General features: G+C 60.6%; 18 protein-coding genes. 6 read left to right on the top strand and 12 right to left on the bottom strand.

Features of this window, described 5'->3' with window-relative positions; all coding sequences use genetic code 11:
• Positions 1-109: 109 nt before the first annotated feature.
• Positions 110-535 carry a VOC family protein gene (locus QMX86_RS09390; protein ID WP_073475213.1) on the top strand — a complete coding sequence of 142 codons (426 nt, stop codon included), beginning with the start codon at positions 110-112 and terminating at the stop codon, positions 533-535.
• Here QMX86_RS09390 and QMX86_RS09385 read toward each other — a convergent pair whose 3' ends face one another.
• Positions 536-1,450 carry a LysR family transcriptional regulator gene (locus tag QMX86_RS09385; protein ID WP_282386973.1) on the bottom strand — a complete coding sequence of 305 codons (915 nt, stop codon included), beginning with the start codon at positions 1,448-1,450 and terminating at the stop codon, positions 536-538. It abuts the gene before it with no gap.
• Positions 1,451-1,652: 202 nt separating this feature from the next.
• Here QMX86_RS09385 and QMX86_RS09380 point away from each other — a divergent pair, with 202 nt between their 5' ends.
• The 3 genes from QMX86_RS09380 (at position 1,653) to QMX86_RS09370 (ending at position 4,449) form a co-directional block, all read left to right on the top strand.
• Positions 1,653-2,993, top strand: a complete 1,341-nt coding sequence (locus QMX86_RS09380) for a nucleobase:cation symporter-2 family protein (RefSeq protein ID WP_282386974.1) — start codon at positions 1,653-1,655, stop codon at positions 2,991-2,993.
• A 33-nt stretch (positions 2,994-3,026) separates the two neighbouring features.
• Positions 3,027-3,536, top strand: coding sequence for a nucleoside deaminase (locus QMX86_RS09375; protein WP_122746918.1), 510 nt, complete (start codon positions 3,027-3,029; stop codon positions 3,534-3,536).
• Between the two features lie 178 nt (positions 3,537-3,714).
• The gene (locus tag QMX86_RS09370; protein WP_282386978.1) at positions 3,715-4,449 is read left to right on the top strand and encodes a class I SAM-dependent methyltransferase; all 735 of its coding nucleotides are present in this window, start codon (positions 3,715-3,717) and stop codon (positions 4,447-4,449) included.
• Here QMX86_RS09370 and QMX86_RS09365 read toward each other — a convergent pair.
• The 11 genes from QMX86_RS09365 to QMX86_RS09315 form a co-directional block, all read right to left on the bottom strand.
• Complete coding sequence (locus tag QMX86_RS09365) at positions 4,446-4,694, bottom strand: DUF6555 family protein (RefSeq protein WP_041480580.1); 249 nt, start codon at positions 4,692-4,694, stop codon at positions 4,446-4,448. The two genes, QMX86_RS09370 and QMX86_RS09365, sit on opposite strands and share 4 nt — an antisense overlap.
• Before the next feature lie 84 nt (positions 4,695-4,778).
• Positions 4,779-5,018, bottom strand: a complete 240-nt coding sequence (locus QMX86_RS09360; protein ID WP_016774268.1) for a hypothetical protein — start codon at positions 5,016-5,018, stop codon at positions 4,779-4,781.
• Between the two features lie 145 nt (positions 5,019-5,163).
• A complete protein-coding gene (locus QMX86_RS09355; protein WP_016774269.1) occupies positions 5,164-6,096 on the bottom strand; it encodes an MBL fold metallo-hydrolase in 933 nt (310 codons plus the stop codon).
• Between the two features lie 39 nt (positions 6,097-6,135).
• Positions 6,136-7,338: an NAD(P)/FAD-dependent oxidoreductase gene (locus QMX86_RS09350; RefSeq protein ID WP_073475203.1), complete on the bottom strand. Its 1,203-nt coding sequence runs from the start codon at positions 7,336-7,338 to the stop codon at positions 6,136-6,138.
• A gap of 444 nt (positions 7,339-7,782) precedes the next feature.
• Entirely contained in the window at positions 7,783-8,142 is a 360-nt protein-coding gene (locus QMX86_RS09345; RefSeq protein ID WP_016774270.1) for a DUF6124 family protein, read from the bottom strand.
• 116 nt (positions 8,143-8,258) lie between these two features.
• Positions 8,259-8,624 carry a hypothetical protein gene (locus QMX86_RS09340; RefSeq protein ID WP_016774271.1) on the bottom strand — a complete coding sequence of 122 codons (366 nt, stop codon included), beginning with the start codon at positions 8,622-8,624 and terminating at the stop codon, positions 8,259-8,261.
• A gap of 579 nt (positions 8,625-9,203) precedes the next feature.
• A complete protein-coding gene (locus QMX86_RS09335; protein ID WP_348776291.1) occupies positions 9,204-9,479 on the bottom strand; it encodes a DUF6572 domain-containing protein in 276 nt (91 codons plus the stop codon).
• Between the two features lie 172 nt (positions 9,480-9,651).
• Positions 9,652-10,005: a DUF6572 domain-containing protein gene (locus tag QMX86_RS09330; protein ID WP_016774273.1), complete on the bottom strand. Its 354-nt coding sequence runs from the start codon at positions 10,003-10,005 to the stop codon at positions 9,652-9,654.
• Between the two features lie 10 nt (positions 10,006-10,015).
• A complete protein-coding gene (locus QMX86_RS09325; RefSeq protein WP_073475197.1) occupies positions 10,016-11,215 on the bottom strand; it encodes an S-type pyocin domain-containing protein in 1,200 nt (399 codons plus the stop codon).
• A gap of 311 nt (positions 11,216-11,526) precedes the next feature.
• Positions 11,527-11,907 (bottom strand): response regulator, encoded by a 381-nt coding sequence (locus QMX86_RS09320; RefSeq protein ID WP_016774274.1) that lies wholly within the window; start codon positions 11,905-11,907, stop codon positions 11,527-11,529.
• 96 nt (positions 11,908-12,003) lie between these two features.
• Positions 12,004-13,008, bottom strand: coding sequence for a DJ-1/PfpI family protein (locus QMX86_RS09315; protein WP_282384630.1), 1,005 nt, complete (start codon positions 13,006-13,008; stop codon positions 12,004-12,006).
• Between the two features lie 198 nt (positions 13,009-13,206).
• On the opposite strand from QMX86_RS09315, the gene QMX86_RS09310 reads away from it, so the two are divergent.
• Both QMX86_RS09310 and QMX86_RS09305 read left to right on the top strand, forming a co-directional pair.
• Complete coding sequence (locus QMX86_RS09310) at positions 13,207-13,878, top strand: response regulator transcription factor (protein ID WP_282384629.1); 672 nt, start codon at positions 13,207-13,209, stop codon at positions 13,876-13,878.
• A 56-nt stretch (positions 13,879-13,934) separates the two neighbouring features.
• Positions 13,935-19,397 (top strand): ATP-binding sensor histidine kinase, encoded by a 5,463-nt coding sequence (locus QMX86_RS09305; protein ID WP_122750671.1) that lies wholly within the window; start codon positions 13,935-13,937, stop codon positions 19,395-19,397.
• The last annotated feature ends 31 nt before the right edge of the window (positions 19,398-19,428 follow it).

Below are 19,428 nucleotides of genomic sequence, written 5' to 3'. Positions count from 1 at the left end.
AAAGTCGAGTCGGCAACCGCCGGTTTTTTGATCTAGGCTGTTTTCGAACCTCGATCAGCAGCGGTGCGCCGTTGCCATATTTCCAGCAACGCGATTACCGGAGTGCCTGATGAGCCTTTCACCTTTCCACCTCGCCATCCCGGTTTACGACCTCGCCGCTTGCCGGCGTTTTTACGGTGAAGTGTTCGGCCTGGAGGAGGGCCGGTCCAGCGCGCAATGGGTTGATTTCAACTTCTACGGCCACCAATTGGTGATCCACGAACAGCCGAAAACGGCTGCCCAGCAAAGCGTTAATAGCAACCCGGTAGACGGTCACGACGTACCTGTCCCGCACTTCGGCATCATTTTGCAGTGGGAGCAATGGGAGGCACTGGCCGAGCGGCTGAAGTCATTCGGCACGCAATTCGTGATCGAGCCCTACATTAGATTCAAGGGTCAGGTCGGCGAACAAGCGACCATGTTTCTACTCGATCCCTGCGGTAATGCGCTGGAATTCAAGGCGTTCAAAGACATGAGTCAGGTGTTTGCCAAATGATCACAGCGTAGTTATCTGGCCGTTGCGATCGCGTTCATAAACCTTGGTGGCCTGCAGCTTCTCCTTGAGCCAGCGCTCGGCCGTGCCCAGGGGCCGTTGGCGCGCCCACAATAGATCGACGCCGATTTGCCAGTCGGTATGCGGGTACGCCGACAGCTGCAACTCGACCAGTTCGCTATTGCCCAGTTCACGCTGGATCAGTTGGCGCGGCAAGGTCGCCCAGCCGAGGCCGGCGCGGACCATTTCCAGCAGCGCCAGATAGCTTTCCGCTTGCCAGAGTTGCGTCGAGCGCAGGTATTCACTGCTCGGCAGTTTGCTGGCGTGCGCACTGAACGCCAGGCGCCGGTGCACGTGCAAATCGTCGAACGTGACGTTGTCCAGTTGCGCCAGCGGATGATCGGGATGGCAGACGTGCAGCATGATCAGTTTGCCCAGTTGCTGGAACGCCAGTTCCCGGGGATAGCCCGGCTGCGAGAACGCCACGCCCAGCACCGCCTCGCCACTGCTGACCAGTTCGCTGACATCGCCGTAGACCGGGTGACGAATGATCAGATCGACAAACGGGAAGGCCTGCTCGAACGCTTGCAGCACCGGCATGATCGGGCCGTACGGCGTTTCAATCGCCAGGGTCAGGCTCGGTTCGACGCTGTCCGAGAGGCAATCGGCGTGGGCCTCGAAGGTCATGCAGCGCTCCAGTACCGCCTCTGCCTGCACCAGCAATTTATGCCCGCTGGCGGTGAGGGCAGGGCTGCGGTTGCTGCGATCGAAAAGCTCGACGCCAAGGTCGGTTTCCAGATTGGCGATCGCTGCGCTGATGGTCGACTGCGTCTTGCCCAACTTGCGCCCGGCGGCGGAGAACGAGCCGCTTTTCACCACCTGGACGAACATCAGCAACTGATCGAGTGAGAAGCGCACGCGGTGTACTCCGAGGTTGAGCGAGACGGCGATTGTGCCGCGTCTTTGCCATCGAAAAAAGCGATGGTTGCCAATTTGTTTCATCGTTAAAAACATTCAAGGATGACCCCGCGTCTTCGAACGCCGGGGCCGATTCTGTTTGTGCGTCTGTCCCTGAGCGCCCGCGATTACAACCAACGCTGCCCCTTCAGGAGCTTGTGCCATGACTACACAACGCGTTCACCCGGTCGATGAGGTGTTGCCCCTGCGGCAGCTTTTCACCTTCGGTCTGCAGCATGTTCTGGTGATGTATGCGGGAGCGGTGGCGGTGCCGCTGATTCTCGGCAGTGCGATGGGGCTGACGTCGGCTCAGGTGGTTTTACTGATCAACGCCAACCTGCTGACGTCCGGTGTGGCGACGCTGATTCAGACCCTCGGCTTCTGGAAGTTCGGCGCGCGTTTACCGTTGATTCAGGGCTGCTCGTTCATTGCGCTGGCGCCGATGATCATGATCGGCAAGGAGTTCGGCCTCAGCCAGATCTTTGGGGCGGTGATCGCCGCCGGCTTCCTGACCATCGCACTGGCGCCGGTGTTCAGCCGCTTGCTGCGATTCTTTCCACCCGTGGTGATTGGCAGCCTGATCACCATCATCGGTATTTCACTGATGCCGGCGGCGGCAATCTGGCTGGGTGGCGGTAATCCCGATTCGCCTGACTTCGGTCGCCCGGGCAATCTGCTGCTGGGCCTGGCCACGGTCAGTGTGACGCTGGTGATTTATGCGAAATTCAGCGGTTTCATCGGCAACCTCAGCGTGCTCATCGGCCTGTTTGTCGGCAGCCTGATCGCTGCCGCCTGCGGCATGACGCACTTCAATCGGGTCAGCGAGGCGGCGTGGTTCGAGTTGAGCGCGCCAATGGCGTTCGGTCCGCCGGAATTTTCTCTGGTACCGATTCTGATCATGACCCTGGCGATGCTGGTGATCATGGCCGAGACCACTGGTAACTGCCTGGCCATTGGCAAACTGGTCGGCAAACCCACCACCCAGCAAACCCTCGGCAACGCGTTCCGCGCCGACGGCTTGTCGACCATGCTCGGTGGTGTGTTCAACAGTTTTCCCTACAACGCCTTCACGCAAAATACCGGCCTGATTGCGCTTTCGAGCATCAAGAGCCGCTTCGTCGTCGCCGCCGCTGGCGCGATCATGGTGTTGATGGGCTTGTTCCCCAAGCTTGGCGCGCTGATTGCGGCGGTGCCCACTCCAGTGCTGGGCGGCTGCGCGATCGTCATGTTCGGCATGACCACGGTGGCGGGCATTCAGGAATTATCACGGGTGCAGTTCGAAGGCACCCGCAACGCCATCATCGTTGCGGTGTCGGTCAGCGTCGGCGTCCTGCCAATGTCGTTTCCGGCCCTGTTCGAACATGTCGGCCCGACGCTGAAACTGGTGCTCGATAGCGGCATTTTCCTCGGTGCGATCACCGCCATTCTGCTCAACGTATTACTCAACAAACAAAAACCATCGACCGACGCCGTCGGCGCTTCCACGGCCGAACTGGCCGACTGACTTTTGTCTTTTCCCACTGCCCAGGAGTTACCCATGAATCAATTCACTCAGCTTGTCCCGGCCGGCGTCAGCGATCTGGACCTGGCATTGCTGCGCCAGACCATCGCCCTGTCGCAGGCGTCGAAACAACGTGGCCGGCACCCGTTTGCGGCGCTGGTGGCGGACCGCGACGGCAAGGTCATTGCCGAAGCGGGCAACAATTCGATGCCGCCGGAAGGTGATCCCACCCAGCATGCCGAACTGGTCGCGGTCGCTGCGGCGGCGAAGCGGTTGTCACCCACGGAGCTGGAGGCGTGCACGCTGTACACCAGCGCCGAACCTTGCTGCATGTGCGCGGGCGCGGTGTATTGGACCGGTGTCGGGCGAGTGGTGTATGCGTTGTCGGAACATGCTTTGCTCGGGCTGACCGGCGATCATCCGGAGAACCCGACGTTCTCGTTGCCGTGTCGAGAAGTGTTTGCCAGAGGGCAGCGCACGGTCAGTGTCTTCGGGCCGATGCTGGAGGTAGAGGCGGCTGAGCCGCATAAAGGGTTCTGGTCTTAGTTGTTATGGATCGTTCCCACGCTCCTGCGTGGGGACGCATCCGCTGACGCTCTGCATCACTTTTACTTCGCCGGGATGACATCCACACATTCCCCAGCGGAATGCCCCCCATGAAATCATTGGATTTTTCTTCTCCACGCTCACCGCATAGCGTGTCGCAAAGACAAGGAGAATCGCCATGACCCAACCCGCCACTGACGCCGCCGGCAAATTCGACACCTCCCGCGCCAACGAATATGCCCGGCAAAGCCGCATTGCCCTGGCTGGCTACGATGCCTGTCACGACCTGTCGGCCTGCATGCTCGCCGCCAGCCTTGGGCAGTCGCGTCCGGCAAACGTGCTGGTGGTGGGCGCGGGGGGCACCGCGCAGGAAATCATCGCCATGGCCGCGCTGGAGCCGGATTGGCACTTCACTGCGGTCGATCCTTCCGGGCCAATGCTCGATGCTGCGACCGAACATCTGCGCGCCAATGATCTGCTGAGCAGAACCCATGTGCATCTCGGTCATGTCGAAGACTTGCCGGCCGACGCATCTTTCGACGCCGCCACCCTGATCGGTGTACTCCATCACCTGGGCGGTGATGAGGCCAAGCAACAGATACTGCGCTCCATTCAGGCCCGCCTCAAACCCGGCGCGCCATTGATCGTGGCCGGCAATCATTACGCTTACGCCAGTCAGCCGTTGCTGCTGCAAGCCTGGAGCCAGCGCTGGCGACAGCAGGGCGCAACCGCTGACGAGGTGCAGGCGAAACTCGGGAAGATTTTGCAGGGCGCTGATCCGCCGCACTCGGAGGCGGCGGTACAGGCACTGCTGAATGACGCCGGGTTCGGCGATGCAACACGGTTTTTCAGCAGTCTGTTCTGGAGCGCCTGGCTGACGTGCAAGCTCAGCCAGGCGACCCGATTTGCCTAAGCCTCCGTCCAGTCCAGCGCAGCCGTCTCGCGCCACTTCACCTCCGTAATCCCATAACGCTCGGCCTGGGGTTTGGAAACCACTTTCAACGGTGGTTTACCCGGTTTCGGAATCGGCGCAATACCGGCGTCACAGCTCGCCCAATGCCAAGCGTCGGCGTTGCGCATACTCTTGGCGCGGATGACGAATGATTTTGGCTGGTCGTGATGTTTGTATTCGATGACGAAAATATCGGTGCTACGCATGAGTTCCTCCTTACGCTCATACGTAAATGATTTTGTCCGACAAGAAAAATTCAAAGGATTTTCTGGCCGGATGATCAGCGTCACTCAGCGCTCTAAAACGCGGTTCTTCATGAAGCCGCGCAGGTTCATCAGGAACAGGCAAAGCTGCAGAACGATCAGCGCGTAAGCCCCGGCATGGACGCCCCAGATCACCCACAGCAAATTGCTCAGACTGAAACAAACGAAGCCGCTCATGCGCCGTTGCGGTCGTTGCGAACCGATCAGCCACGCGGCCAGAACGGTGACCAGCATCGCCGGCCATTGCACCCAATCCAGATATGCCAACACCCTTTCCTCTGCACAGATTTGCTTGATGCAGAAAGGGTACACAGCAACCGAAGGATGGTCACCGCCCGCACGGCTCTGCGTAGCAATGGCGGTGAAAAAGGTTTCGCCCGGCAGAAGCCGGGCGAAGATTTCAGGCGCGCAATCAGTAATCCCAAATCGCAGGTATCCAACGGAAAGCAGCACCATTGATCGCGACCCTACCCACCGAAGGGAAGGCCAGATGCGTGGCGACGAACAGCTCGCCGCTGGCGGCGGCTTCCTTGAGCATGCGCACGCGCACTTCCACCGATTTGGCCGGATCGTGTTCGAAACCGTTGTGCCAGTCGGGGTGATCGAACGCCACCGGGAACAATGCGTCACCGGCAAAGGTCAGGCGCTCGCCACCGGAGTTGACGTAGACCACGCAGTGCCCTGGCGTATGACCACCGGTGAGTTTTGCAACTACGCCAGGTGCAACCTGACATTCGTCTTCGAAGATGTGCAACTTGCTTTCATAGTGGTCGATGAACGCGTTGGCGGTGCTGCGCAGGACGTCTGGTACTGGTGCGGGCATGTCGGTGCTGGTGAAGTCTGGCGTGGACCAGAAATTCACTTCGGCCGCGGTGACGTGGATGCGCACGTCGTGACGCAGACGGCTCTTCACCGAGTCGACCAGCAGGCCGCCGATATGGTCCATGTGCATGTGCGTGATGACGATATCAGTGATGTCGGCGAGATCCACCCCGGCAGCGGCCAGGCGCTTGGGGAACTGCCCGGCACGCGGGAAACCGGGGAATTGGCCACCGAGGCCGGCGTCGACGAGGATGACTTGTTCGCCGCTACGCACCACCAGCACGTTAAGCGCCCAGTCGAAGGCGTCAGGGCCCAGATACATTTCCTTGAACCAGGCGGCACGGTCGGCGGGGTCGGCATTGGTTGACATGGTCTGGGTCGGCAACGGCAACACGCCGTCGCTGATCACCATCACGTCAATGTCGCCCAGGCGCAGGGCGTAGCGCGACGGCACCAGTTCTTCGCTTTGCGTTTGCAGGGCCACCGCGCGGTTGGCGGTGAAGGAATCCAGATGCAGGGTCATGGTGTTCTCCTTGTTTTCAGGGCTAAAGCGGAGGTGAAATCAGGCTACAGGGATCAGCGGATCGGCGGCCGCGAGGGCAGCGCGACGATCTGCGGCGGGCGGGTAGATCCACACCGTGTTGATCTGCGTCTTCAGCTCTTTGGCTTCGGCCTTCACCAGCTTCAGCTGACGATCCCAGCCTTCGGTGTATACCGCGCCCCAGGCGCCCAGATCCAGGCAAGTCACGTACTTGGGCTGGCGATACATTGTCGGAGCGACGCCGAGTAGATCGGCGGCGGCGTTGTTGCCGGCGTAGCGACCCAGGCTGATCGCGTGCTGGCAAGACATCGCAGCATAGTTGCCGAAGTCGTCTGTGGCGGCGCGAGCGACATCACCAGCGGCAAAGACGTGATCGATGCCGTGCACCTTGAGGTTGCCATCGACGTGCAGGCGGCCCTGGCCATCGCGTTCGGCGTCGAGTTGTTCGGTGAGCGGGCTGGCGCGGAAACCTACGGTCCAGATCACGGTCTGGCTTTCGATGTGGCGGCCATCGGCGAGGGTGACGCCATTGGCATCCACAGCGGCAACGCTGGCATCGACGATCCATTCGATACCCAGGTCATTGGACGCCTCGATGATCGACGGGCGAATGCCATCACCCATGGTCGCGGCGATGTCCTTGCTGCGATCGACAATGATCACGCGCAGGTCTTGATCCTCACCGAGGATCGCACGCAGGCGCGCCGGCATTCCCGTCGCAGTTTCAATCCCGGTGAAACCGCCACCCGCGACCACCACGGTGTTGCGCGCAACGCTGGGCGGTTGGTTGCCGAGGGCGATGAGATGACGTTCCAGACGCGCCGAGGATTCGATCTGATCGACATCGAACGCATGCTCCTTGAGGCCAGGCACCGGAGGCCGAGCGAGCTGGCTGCCGCTGGCGAGAACCAGCCGATCGTAGGCCAGTTCACCCGGACGCCCGGCCTCGTCGCGGTAGCCGACTCGGCGCGCCCGGGCGTCGATGCTTTCAGCGGTGCCTTTGACGAAGCGCACACCCACCGCATCGAACAGCGCGTCGAGCGGCGCGTACATGCTGTGCACGTCCGGCTCGTAGAAGCGCGGGCGAATACGCAATTCGGCTTGCGGGGCGAGCAGCGTGATCTCGACATCCTGACGGGCATGCATATCCAGCAAACGCGCAGCGCTCAGCGCACTCCACAGCCCGCCGAACCCTGCACCGATCACCAATAATTGCTGTTTCATAATGTGCTCCCTGACGCTGATGGATGGATGACACCCGAGTCTGATGCGGACTCTGGCGTGACGATCACTGGCCGCCGTAACTGCTTGCCGTACTGCCTGGCGCTCAATCGCCCGCTGTGTAGAGCCATGCTAGGGCGGGGAGGCTGCGAGCGCAGTTGTCCATCGGTGTGCGTGGGCTACGCATGGGTGGAAGGGGGGTATACGAAGGTATGGGGGGCGAGGTGGGAATACCGGGCGAGGTGTTGTTCGAAACGAACATCGCCGCGATCGGCGAAGTCCTTTCGGGTTATGCCTTTTTCGGAGCTGGTGAGAATCAAGGAATCGATCAACCGCGCGGTGCAGAACAACATTCGCAGCTTTCTGGTCAGCTTGGACAGCGCCCACCTCGCTGAAATGGGCGACGCAGCGCAGGTGCCAGCACGCCTGCGCGGCCGATGCCGTTGTTCAGTCTGTGGGCACTACGTTATCCAACGCTTTGTTGACGGCCAATTCTCCTAGCATGACCACCTGCGCGATGCCCAACAGGGTATTGCGTCGTGAACCCTCCAGCATTCCGGCGAAATCGCTGAGCATCACCGTGGCGGAAGCCAGGGATTCGCAAGCGTTGACCAACAGTGATTCTGTGTCGGACTCAGGATTGACCATAAACAACGTGTTGGGACTGTAGGGCGTGGCGTTGATCTTGGCCGGCGCGAGGTAATGGTCGAGCGCGCGCTCGGCGGCGTCGTGAAGTTTTTTTGAATGGAAGGATTCATAAGGCGATACCGATTCGGTGACCGGCGGATGGGACGGTGTCTGTGACATCAGCTGAAACTCCGATGAGCGCCGCTTGAGCGTCTGGGTATGAGGACGACGCGCCACGGCTGTGGCGCGTCCGCTGGCAGTGAGGGGAGCACGCCCCCTCATGCCTCGATGGCCGGCTAGTTCGACACGCGTCGGCTGTCGAGCACGCGATTGACGATGAGCTCACTCAACATGATCACCTGCTGCAACATCAGCAGCGATCGACGCTGTGGATGGTCAATCACGCCGCCGATTTCGCGGGCCATGTCATTGGCGGCTGCCAGCGATTCACAGGCTTCGACGAGCAACGTTTCCTCATCCACCGTCGGGTCAATGAGAAAGATCCTGCCTGGCTGGCGCTTGGGAATGGTGGTTTTGAGCGTCTGAGGGTCGAGGTAAAAGTTGATGGCGCGAGCAGCCGCATCTTTTATCCGCTGAGGTTCCAGAGCAGGGTCGTACGGGATTGAATCCGCTTCCGGCGGGTTTGGGGTTACTTTGAACATTGATGAAGCTCCTAACACATTTAAGGGAGGCTTCACCCTTTCGCTACCAAACGAAGGGTGGCGGCCATGCACAGGTTGGTAGACCGGGTGTTAGGATCCGGCGCGTCCTAGGACGCCCTATACATGGCCACCGCAAATCCGAGACAGAAATCTCGACGGCAGATCTGTATATCTAACACTGCGGGCTACCAAACCCGATCACCTATTTCAGTGACCGACAAACGATAGGACCCGCAGCCTAGACGCACAAGCCGGCGGATTCTGAAGTACCCGTAGGCAGCGGCGCAAGGCGTTGTAGGCTTTTTGGAGGAGAAATCGGTGTAATTTAAACGTGCTTGCCAAGTCGTGTTTATGCGCTGTACGTGCCTGCTCATCTCACCTTTTCAGAATATCGGAGACCCGAATCTGTTTAGGCCGATCTCAAGGCCGTTGCGCCGTGGGGCGGAGAGTTTCAAGCAAGTCGCGTCGTAGACGGGCTTTTTAGCTCTTCCACTGTTGGCCGTAGATCAGCAGAAAAACGCCTCGGCTGGCAGGTGAAAAAATTACTTGTCAACACTGGGATCACAAATGACATAGCGCTTAGTCTGCTTTGAAAACGAACTCAAAACCGATTCCCATTTTTCTCAGGAGCTCGGCCACGCGCTCGAAGAACAATTCCCCCTGCTCCGAAACCTCGTACTTGCCGTAAACACGGATTACAAGTGACTTGCCGAGTGCAGCGGGAATCTTGTTATAGATCTCACCGCTTTCGATGAAAGCGATGTAGCCGTTTATCTTCCGTTGTAGCGCGAGCAGGTGCTCGGCTTGTAGGGTCTTATTGCCCCATCCTAGGTGGTCAGCGATGCCCAGGATGATGGCGCCACTGTCCGATTTGGGGATTCTTCACATATCGATAATGTTCGGGTCTGTTAAGGACACTGCGGATCCTTGGCCTCCAGCCGGTTTGTTCAATCCCTCTGAGGGAACCGAGCTACAGCTCTGTGGCTTGCCGCCCTTTGCTTTGCTTTAGCTCTACTAGCTCACACGCCTAGTGTCGAACAGCAAAGTCGTCCTTAAGCACAAATTCCATTCCGATGCCTACGCCTTTGAGTACCTCGGTCACGCGGTCGACAAAGGTTTCACCTTGCTCAGGTAGCTCATATAAACCATTGATGCGAATTTTCGGATTCTTGCCCTTGGCTGGCGGATAGCTTTCCAGCAGTTCGCCGCTCTCGATGAAGGCGATGTAGGTATTGATCTTCTCCTGTAGCAACAACAGGTGTTCACCCTGTTGGGCTTTGTCGCCCCATTCCAAGTGATCAGTGATGACGAGTACGACATTGTCGGGTTCCCACTCGGGCACTGCGATGATGTCGACGACTTTTGTTTCGGTGATGGACATGTCTGCTCCCTCAGAGGGTCGGGTCAGGTCGAATGATGTCGACTCTGGTGGGTGGGATTCGGGTGCCTCCGGTGAAGCCGGGTTTACCTTTGCCGACGACGGTTGCGCCGGTCTTTTCTATTTCTGGAAAGCCCAGTTTCTGGTTGCGCGTCAGTGGCGCTGTTTCAGAAGATTTGCATTCGACGCAGGAGATGTTGCCGTCCGCATCGCGGCCCATCATATCAATGCGCGTGCGTACACCGCTGTCGGTTTTGACGGTGACCTCACGAGCGGCTTCAGGTTTGATCTTACTGAATTCGTCAAAAGACGCTTCTTCGAACGCTTTGCCCTTTTGCTTATTCTTCTCTAGCTGCGTGCTGAGCACGATGTAGATGGGCTCAATCCCCGCATCCTCCGGGAACCAGATGATCGCATCCTGGAACTCAGGTGGGTGCGCGGGGTTGGCCAGCAGCGTGTCCGACTGAGGTGTCGGCGGATAGACCCAGACGGGAGGTAGCTGAGGGGCACCTTCCAGCGCTGGGATCCCCAGCACTCCATCGGAGCTTGCTCCGGGTGTCCAGGTCAGACCGATGCCGTCGCCGATGTCGGCGATGAATTTTTCGCCGTCTTTCTGCGCTTTGATGACCGGTACATTTTCCCAGTCCTTCTTGCCGCCGGTGTAAAAGCCGTAGGCGTTGACGGAGCCGTCCGGCAACGTTTTTACGTTGACACGAACACGCGTTCGGCCGGTTTCAAGCGTGGCGTATTGCTCGTCCTTATAGAAGGCACTGTCCGGGGCGATGCTGGTGTTGGGCATCAATAGCGCCACCGTGCCCACGGCCGCGCCTGCTGCCATGGCGCCTGCACCGTCGAGTAGGCCTAGCGCGAGTGAGCCACCCAGCCGATGGGCAACGGCACTACCGGTTGCGGAGCCGCCGACAAACTGGAGGGACGTGCCTTCGGCGGTAATCGCTGCGCCAGTGGCCAAAACGGCCCATAGCCCGTAGTCCGCCAGTTTTTCAACGGGGACGAACCCTGTCGGGTTGCTGTGGTTGATTTCGCCGTCGGGCAGGTTGCAGCTTTTGGCGAAGACGCAACCCTTGAGGCCGGGTTTCGCGTCTGGCGCTGGCGGGAGTTCTTTGTATTGCGCCCAGTGTTGGGCGTTTAGGTCGACAGGTTCGACGCCGGTGTTGCGGTAACCCTTGGGTGGGTTGGGGACGTAGCCGCTCAATCCTTGGTTCCTTGTTCTGGTCCTTTTTGAACGGGGTGGAGGGTGACAGGCGGAGTTTGCAGTGGCAGTTAGTGGCGCTTTGATTCTAGATTCTGAGGCGCATCTCATTTCCGTGTGATCAAGTCAGCGCTTAAGGAAATGGGGTAGCTCAACTACCTCCGTAATCTCTGGAGCTTCCCCTCGCTCCCAGCCCTCTCCTCGAGGAGAGGGAGCCGACCGTGTTGTCTTCTGTCAGAAATCGGCCTGATCGACCGAGTCGATAGGGGGCGATAAATCCAGGCGACACGCAATTCAATGCGATGAGGGCCTTATCAAGTGTTTTCAGATTTACGCGGTGCAAACTCAACCCAGGCAAGTAGCTCGTCCGCCGCAAAGGGTTTACGCAGGCAGGCAACGACATCGGCTTCTCGAAACTTGGCGCAAAGCAAACCACTCTGATCCGCCGACACAAAAATCACCGGCATCCGCCAGCCTCGCGCCCGCAGTGCATCCAGCATCTGCAAACCACCCATGCCCGGCATCTGAATATCGGAGATCAAACAATCAGTCTGCACCGGCCCGTCCGAGTCAAGGTAGTCCGCCGGCGCCGCATAGCAGAACACCTGATACCCCGACGCCCGCAGCAGGCTGCTCAGCGATGTGCGCATTGCCTCGTCGTCGTCCACTACCGCAATGACATGCGTCTTGTGCATAACGCTCCCGGGCCGGGCGGCCGAGCTGGTGACTCCTGTCGTTCTTGCACCATACGCTGATGGCCAGCGGGCAAAACTATACGTAGGTATAGCGGTTCAGCCATCGCGGCTGAAGCGACTGCGGTAGTCGCGCGGGGAGATCGACAGGTGGCGCTGGAAGCAGGCGCGCAGGCGTTCTTCATCGTTGAAGCCGCAGATGCGGGCGATTCGTTCGATTTTGTGCGGGGAGTTTTCCAGTAGGCGTTTGGCCGCTTCGAGTCGGAACAGCTCGAGCGCTTTCGACGGTGTGCGCCCGGTGCGCGCTTTATAGACCCGCGTGAAGTTGCGCAGGCTCATTGCGGCTTGCTCGGCGAGGCGCTCCACCGTCAGATTCGGATCGCCGAGGCGCTCCATGAGCCAAAGGTGCAGATCATCGAACATTGCAGCGTCCTGCGCCTGCGATTGCAGCAGCGTGCTGTATTGCGCCTGGCCGCCGGGGCGTTTGATGTACACCACCAATTCCCGCGCGACTTGCAACGTCACTTCACGGCCGCAATCGGCCTCGACCAGCGCCAGCGCCAGATCGATCCCGGCGGTGACTCCGGCCGAGGTCCAGACCTTGCCTTGCTGAATGAAGATCGCGTCGGCATCTACCTCGACCGCTGGAAAGCGATCGCGCAAAGCGTCGCACATCGCCCAGTGAGTGGCAGCGCGGCGGGCGTCGAGCAATCCGGCCTGAGCCAGCAGAAACGCACCACTGCACACCGAGACCACGCGGCGGGCGAGGTGAGCATGGTCCTGCAGCCAGTCGCTCAGTTCGCGGTGCTTCTCAAGGGTCTGGCAGATGTCAGGGGCGCCGGGCACGACCAGCGTGTCCAGCGCGGCGGTGTTGAGCGTGGTTAACGCTTGGGTGTCGATGGACAGCCCTTCGACGGTCTGGATCAAGCCACCGTTGAGGCTGGCGGTGTGCAGTTGATATCCAGACTGCCCGCGCTCGGCCATGGCTTTGCTCGCGGCCCAGAACACGGTTTGCGCACCGCTGAGATCGAGCAGGCTCAGGCGTGGGTAGGCGATGAACACCACGTCGCGCGGAGCCGTTGTAAAAGCGGGATGAGTGGACATCGCGGGCCTGCCTGTTTGCAGCGCTGGCGGCGGACTGCCTCAGCCTGGCCGATTTTCAGGGGTTTCTGGCCGGCCGGCAATGGCGCTGACTGTTAGCCTGATTGCTGACCGTCCGGCAGGTGTCTGGATGCGGTGGCCATCCTGAACTAGATTTATTGACCAGCCCAACGCGTGCTGCGATCTCGCCGAGGAGACACAATGACCTTGTGGTCGCATTCCAGCCCTGCGCAAAGTCCCGGCGTGCTCGGCGAGCCAGTGGTGTACGTGGTCGATGACGATGCCTCGATGCGCCAGGCGCTCGACAGCTTGCTGCGCTCGATCGGCCTCCAGGTGCAAACCTTCGACAGCGCCGGAGATTTTCTCGCGCAAGCGCAACGTGAGGTACCCGGTTGCCTGGTGCTCGACGTGCGCCTGCGCGGCGAAAGTGGCCTGACGTTTCAGAAACAGATGGAAAAAAACGGCTTGCGCATCCCCGTGGTGTTCATGACCGGCCACGGCGACATCGCCATGAGCGTCAAGGCGATGAAGGCCGGCGCGGTGGATTTTCTGGCCAAGCCGTTCCGTGATCAGGACATGCTCGACGCCGTGGCCAGTGCGTTGGCTCGCGACCGTGCGCGGCTGGCAGCCGAACACTCCGGCGCCGTTTTGTGTCGGGCTTACCAAACCCTGACCGCACGTGAGCGCGAAGTGCTCGGCTTCGTCATTGCCGGGCTGATGAACAAACAGATTGCCGGACAGCTCAACCTCAGCGAGGTCACGGTCAAGGTCCACCGTGGCCAGGTCATGCGCAAAATGGCCGCACGTTCAGTGGCCGATCTGGTGCGTATCGCAGAAGCGCTGGGCATCGAGCCTGTCCAGCGCAACCCCTGAGCGCTGGCGACGTGCAACTCACCGTGCGGCAAAAAACCTGAGCAGTGTTGACGCAGATGGCCAGCAGAAAACAGATTTTGTGGGACGACGGCGAGCGGGTGCTGTCCCGTGAGCGCGGTTCGAATGATGGCAGCCTACTGGCGGTGCGTCCGGCGATGGGCCAGCCATTGCCGAGCACCCTGGAGCGTCTGGCGCATGAATACAGCCTCAGGGACGACCTCAATCCTGCCTGGGCGTTGCAGCCGACAGCTTTCGAGCGTACGGGCACCCGAGTTCGTCTGCTGTTCGACGATCCGGGCGGCGAGCCGTTGTCGCGGTTGCTGGTCGCCCCGCTGGATATCGAAACCTGTCTGGAATTGGCCACGAACATCGCCAAGGCACTGGGCCATATGCATCAGCGTGGTCTGGTGCACAAAGACCTGAAACCGCAGCATGTTTTTGTCCATTGTCATGATGGGCAGGCGCGGCTGACCGGCTTCGGCCTGGCCACGCGCTTGCCACGGGAGCGGCAAGCGCCCACGCCACCGGAATCTATCGCCGGGACGCTGGCCTACATGGCGCCGGAACAAACCGGGCGGATGAATCGTTCGATCGATTCGCGTAGTGATCTGTATGCCTTTGGCGTGACGCTTTACCAGATGCTCACCGGCTCGCTGCCGTTCAGTGCAAATGACCCGACGGAGTGGGTGCATTGCCATATCGCGCGGCTGCCAATGCCCGTGTGTGAACGGGTGGCGACGGTGCCGCCGATGTTCTCGCGACTGGTCATGAAACTGCTGGCGAAAACGGCCGAGGAACGCTATCAGAGCGCAGCCGGTGTCGAGCATGACTTGCGCCGTTGCCTCGATGACTGGCGCCGTATGCGGCAGATCGAGACGTTCACGTTGAACGAGCAGGGCGCCTGCGAGCGCTTGCTGATTCCGGAAAAACTCTACGGCCGCGAACACGAAGTGCAAACGTTGATCGATGCCTTCGCCAATGTGGTGCAGACAGGCGCGCCGACACTGGTGCTGGTATCCGGCTATTCCGGCATCGGCAAATCGTCGGTGGTCAGTGAACTGCACAAGGTGCTGGTGCCGTCGCGTGGCTTGTTCGCCGCCGGCAAGTTCGACCAGTACCAGCGCGACGTGCCTTATTCGACCCTGGTTCAGGCCTTTCAGGGGCTGGTGCGGACGCTATTGGGTAAGCGCACCGACGTACTGGCGGGCTGGCGCGAAGCACTGTTGCGGGCACTGGAAGCGAATGCGCGGTTGATCACCGATCTGATCCCCGAACTCAAGCTGATCATCGGCGAGCCGCCGCCCGTGCCTGAGTTGGAGCCGCAACAGGCGCAGCAGCGGTTCCTTCAGGTCTTGCAGCGTTTTATCGGCGTGTTCGCTCAGGCCGAGCATCCGTTGGCGCTGTTCCTTGACGACCTGCAATGGCTCGACGCGGCCACCCTTGATCTGCTCGAAGATATGCTCAGTCGCGCAGAGACCCCTCATCTGCTGCTGGTCGGTGCTTATCGCGACAACGAGGTAGATGGCGATCACCCACTCAGCCGCACACTCAAGACCCTGCATCACGCCGACGTACACATTGACGAAATTCGTCTGGCGCCACTGGCTGGCGCGCACATCGAACAACTGATCAGCGAGTCACTGCGCTGCCCGCCGGCGAGCATTGTCGCGCTGGCGCGGCTGGTACTGGACAAGACCGCTGGCAATCCGTTCTTCGTTATCCAGTTTCTGCACGCCCTGGCCGAGGAGAAGCTGCTGACATACGAGCCTGCGCGCCAGCGCTGGCGGTGGGATGTGCACCTGATCAACGGCAAGGGCTACACCGACAATGTCGTCGATTTGATGGTCGGCAAACTGGCGCGGCTGCCCCAGGAAACCCGCCAGGCGCTGCAACAACTGGCCTGCCTGGGCAACGTCGCGCGTCTCGACACGCTGGCCACAGTCCTTGATGTGCCGGTGCCTCACGTTCACTCCGCATTGTCGCCGGCGGTGCGGCTGGAGTTGGTCGAGCGTCAGGACGGTGCCTACAGGTTTGTGCATGATCGCATCCATGAGGCGGCGTATTCGCTGATCGCGGAAACCGAACGGGCGCAAATGCACCTGCGCATCGGCCGGCTGCTGGCACTGCAAACCCAGGGTGAGCGGCGCGAGGAGGCGATCTTCGAGATTGTCGGCCAGCTCAATCGCGGTGCGCATCTGATCAGCCTGCGTGCCGAGCGCGAGCAGCTGGCCGAGTTCAACCTGCTCGCCGGCCAGCGAGCGAAGGCCTCGACCGCTTATACCTCAGCACTGACCTATCTGGGCGCCGGCGCAGAACTGTTGGGCGAGCAGGGTTATGACAGTCGGCATGAACTGGGTTTCGCTCTGGAGCTGAACCGTGCCGAGTGCGAATTTCTCACCGGCCAACTGCAGCTTGCCGACTCGCGCCTGGCGACATTGGCCGAGCGCGCCGTGACCACCGTCGAGCGCGCGGCGGTGGCGTGCATGCAGATGGATGTCTACTTGCTGCTCGATCGCAGTGACCGGGCGGTGACGGTGTGTCTGGCCTTTCTGCGTCAGGTCGGCATCGATTGGCCAGCGCGTCCGGACGATATTCAGGTGCGCGACGAATATCAGCAGGTCTGGACCAGGCTGCGCGGGCGCAGTATCGAGCAGATGATCGACTTGCCGCTGATGGAGGATCCTGCCGCGCGGGCCACCCTCGATGCGCTGGGCAAACTTTTCGCGCCGGCGGTGCAGTCGGATCTGAACCTCGCCAGCCTGACCATTTGCAAAGCGATCAGCCTGAGCCTGCAATATGGCAACTGCGACGCCTCCTGCCTGCTCTATGCCAACTTCGGGCGCGTGTCGGGGCCGCGTTTTGGCGACTATGCCGCTGGTTATCGATTTGGCCGTCTGGGCTGCGATCTGGTTGATCGGCGCGGGCTCACGCGTTATGAAGCGAGCACTTGGTTGTGCTTCTCGATCTTCGTGGTGCGCTGGATGCGGCCAGTGCGCGAGTGCCGCGAACTGTTGCGCCGTGCGCTCAACGCGGCCCATCGCAGCGGCGATCTGCCGTATGCAGCGTTCGCTGGAAACAGCCTGATTTCCGATCTGTTGTTTATCGGCGAGCCGCTGGCCGAGGTGCAGGCGCAAGCGGAATCAGGGCTGGTCTATGCACAAAAGGTCGGTTTCGGTCTGGTGGCGGATTTCATGCGCTGCCAGTTGACGCTGATCCGCATGCTGCGCGGGCAGACGCCGACGTTCGGCTGTTTCGACGATGAGGGGTTCGATGAAACAGCTGTCGAAGCGCATCTGGCCGGTTCGGCGGATCTGGCGCTGGCGCGCGGCAAGTACTGGGTACGCAAGTTGCAGGCGCGCTATCTGGCCGGGGATTACGCGGCGGCCGCTGAGTGCGCGGCCCAGGCGCAGGGACTTTTGTGGGTGGTTTCGGCGTTTTTCGAGGAGGCCGAATACCATTTCTACGCGGCTTTGACCTTGGCGGCCCACGGCGAAACTGACGCCGGTGCTTTGCAGCGTCTGGGTCAACATCATGAACAGTTGCAGACGTGGGCGCGCTTGTGTGCAGAGACCTTCGCCAGTCAGGTGGCGCTGGTCGGCGCGGAAATGGCGCGCGTCACCGGGCAGTTGCTCGAAGCCGAATTGCAGTACGAGCAAGCCATTCAATTGGCTCAGGACAATGGTTTGCTCCATATCCAAGCGCTGGCCAACGAACTGGCCGCACGGTTCTACAGCGCTCGCGGTCTGGCCAGGATATTCCGCGTCTACCTGCGCGACGCACGTTATGCCTATCTGCGTTGGGGGGCTGCTGGCAAGGTGCGGGAGCTGGAGCGACGTCATCGTTTTCTGCGTGCCGAAGAGGCGCAACCGAATCCGGTCACCACGCTCATTACGCCAGTTGAACATCTCGACCTGGCAACGGTGCTCAAGGTCTCTCAAGCAGTCTCCGGCGAGATCGTCCTGGACCGTTTGATCGAAACGGTGATGCGCACCGCGATCGAACAGGCCGGGGCCGAGCATGGCCTGCTTATTTTGTTGAACGCCGACGTTCCCTATGTCGCTGCGCGAACCCGTATCGGCGACGGTGCCACGCAGTTGTGCAACGCGCCGCTGCACACGGTGGCGCTGGCAGAGTCGGTGCTCTACCAGACGCTGCGCACCGGCGAAAACCTGTGCCTGGACGACGCGGTTGCCGATCCGCTGTTCGCCGCTGATCCATACGTTCAGCAACGAGGCGCGCGCTCGATCCTTTGCCTGGCATTGATGAATCAGGCGCGGGTCGCCGGGGCGCTGTATCTGGAAAACAACCTGTCCGCCGGGGTGTTCAGCCCGACGCGTCTCGCCGTGTTGCGCCTGGTGGCGTCGCAGGCAGCGATCTCGCTGGACAACGCGCGCCTGTACCGCGACCTCGCCGAGCGAGAAGCGAAGATCCGTCGGCTGGTCGACGCCAACATCATCGGCATCATCGTCTGGGGCGTGGAAGGGGAAATCATCGAGGCCAACGACGCGTTCCTGCGCATGGTCGGTTACACCCGTGATGAGTTGCTTTCGGGCAATGTCCATTGGCGTGACATGACCCCGCCGGCGATGCGCGCTAACAGCGATATTGCACTGGCAACGGCGATCCACACCGGCCGGGCCCAGCCATTCGAAAAGGAGTACATCCGCAAGGACGGCAGTCGGCTGCCGGTGATTGTCGGTCTGGCCGCCTTCGAAGCGAGTCAGCAACAGGGCCTGGCCTTTGTGCTGGATATCAGCGAACGCAAGCTGGCTGAAGAGCAAGTGCGCGAAGGCGAGCGTCGTTATCGTCAGGTGCAAACGGAACTGGCCCACGCCAATCGTGTGGCAACCATGGGCCAGTTGGCCGCATCGATTGCCCACGAAGTCAATCAGCCGATCGCCGCCACGGTGACCCATGCCAATGCCGCGTTGCGCTGGCTCGGTGCAAAGCCACCAAATATCAACGAAGTCGAGCAGGGCCTGCGGCATATCATTCTCGACGGCAACCGCGCCGCCGACGTACTCGGGCGCATCCGCGCGCTGATTCACAAAACGCCACCGCAGCGTCAGCCTGTCAGCCTCAATCTGCTGATTGAAGAAATGGTCGGTTTCAGCCGTGGCGAAGCGCTCAAGCACGGCGCCGAAGTCAGCGTTGAGCTGGCGGCAGATTTGCCTTTCGTAGTGGCGGACCGGGTCGAACTGCAACAGGTGCTGCTTAACCTGATCATCAACAGCCTCGAAGCCATGACGATCATGGCAGAGGGGCAGCGACGTCTGCTGATTCGCAGTGAGGCGCTGGGTGATAACGTGCACATCAGTGTCAGCGATTCAGGGCCGGGCTTTGCCTGCGAGCGGGCGGAGCAAGTGTTCACGGCGTTCTACACGACCAAATCCACCGGGCTGGGCATGGGCCTGTCGATTTGCCGCACGATCATTGAAGGACACGGCGGCAAATTGTGGGCCGAGCGCAATGAGCCGAGCGGGGCGCGGGTGGTGTTTGGCTTGCCGCGTTGTGAATGAACATGATCAACAGCCAGGCTACCCGGGCATT

Source organism: Pseudomonas sp. PS01270, assembly GCF_029959775.1.
In the GTDB taxonomy this organism is placed as follows: Bacteria; Pseudomonadota; Gammaproteobacteria; order Pseudomonadales; family Pseudomonadaceae; genus Aquipseudomonas; species Aquipseudomonas atacamensis.
The sequence above is the reverse complement of the archived record's forward strand: the minus strand, read 5'-3'. Positions and strand labels throughout refer to the sequence as shown.